Below are 1,414 nucleotides of genomic sequence, written 5' to 3'. Positions count from 1 at the left end.
GGTCAAGTCCCTGGAAGTGGTGTAACCGTCTTCGAGGCATGAGAATCAGGCCAGGGCCGGCATCACCTCCGTGCCCATCACGGTGCCCGGTTCTTGCGTGAGGGGCTCGCGGCAGCGGGCCAGCAGCTCGAGACCGAGGTACCGGCGGCCCTCGGCCCACTCATCCGTCTGCTCAGCCAACACGGCCCCCACGAGCCGCACCACGGCATCCCGGTTCGGGAAGATGCCCACCGCGTCCGTGCGGCGCCGGATCTCCCGATTCAGGCGCTCGGCAGGGTTGTTCGACCAGATCTGGGACCACACGTCCTTCGGGAACGAGATGAACGCGAGGATGTCCTCCCGAGCAGCATCGAGGTGCCCAGCCACGGCGGGCAACCGCTCGGCCACGTAGTCCAAGAGCCGGTCGAACTGGGCGTGCACCGCCGGCCCGTCAGGCTGGTCGTAGACGCTGTGGAGCATGGCCTTCACCGCCGGCCACATGGCCTTCGGGGTCACCGCCATCAGGTTCGCGGCATAGTGCGTGCGGCACCGCTGCCACACGGCCCCGGGCAGGTTCGCCGCGATGGCTTCGACCAGGCCACGGTGGGAGTCCGAAGTCACCAGTCTCACCCCGTGAAGGCCGCGGGCGACCAGATCAGCGAAGAACTCGTTCCACGCCGCGCCTGACTCCGTGGTGGCCACCCGCAGCCCGAGTACCTCACGTCGCCCGTCAGCGTTGACGCCGGTGGCGACCATGGCCACCGCGTTGATCACCCGACCACCCTCGCGAACCTTCATGGTCAGGGCGTCCGCGGCGAGGAACACGAACGGGCCGGCATCCCCCAGCGGGCGGTGCCGGAACGCGTCGATGTGCTCGTCCAGCTCGGCGGCCATCCGGCTGACCTGGGACTTCGAGAGCGAGTCGATGCCCAGCTGGCGCACGAGCTTGTCCATGCGTCGGGTGGAGACCCCAGCGAGGTAGCAGTCGGCGACGACCGTGATCAACGCGGACTCGGCCCGCTTGCGTCGCTCGAGCAGCCACTCTGGGAAGTACGTGCCGGCGCGCAGTTTCGGGATGGCCACGTCGATCGTGCCGGCGCGGGTGTCGAGGGGCCGGTGGCGGTACCCGTTGCGCTGTGCGGTGCGGGTATCAGAAGCGGTGCCGTACTCGGCGCCGCAGACCGCGTCTGCGTCAGCGCTGAGCAGGGCGTTGATCACGGTCTGCAGTAGGTGGCGCAACAGGTCCGGCGAGGCTTCGCCGATCGCTTCGCGTAGCAGGCGTTCAGGGTCGACAATGTGAGGAGCGGTCATCGTGGTGATGTCCTTTCGAGAGTGCTGTGGAAGGTTCACTCGAAGGCTCCCACGGTGACCGCGTCCGCGTGGGGGACGGTGTTGGCGGCCGGGGAGGGTTACACCACTATCAGGGACTCAACTC

1 protein-coding gene is annotated in these 1,414 nt (G+C 68.1%); it reads right to left on the bottom strand.

Features of this window, described 5'->3' with window-relative positions:
* Positions 1-45: 45 nt before the first annotated feature.
* Entirely contained in the window at positions 46-1,290 is a 1,245-nt protein-coding gene (locus tag MHY29_RS12070) for an IS256 family transposase (RefSeq protein ID WP_031943898.1), read from the bottom strand.
* Positions 1,291-1,414: the final 124 nt, after the last annotated feature.

The organism is Micrococcus sp. ACRRV (assembly GCF_022346985.1).
Taxonomy (GTDB): Bacteria; Actinomycetota; Actinomycetes; order Actinomycetales; family Micrococcaceae; genus Micrococcus; species Micrococcus porci.
Note: the sequence above shows the minus strand (reverse complement) of the source record. Positions and strands in the feature narration are given on the sequence as shown.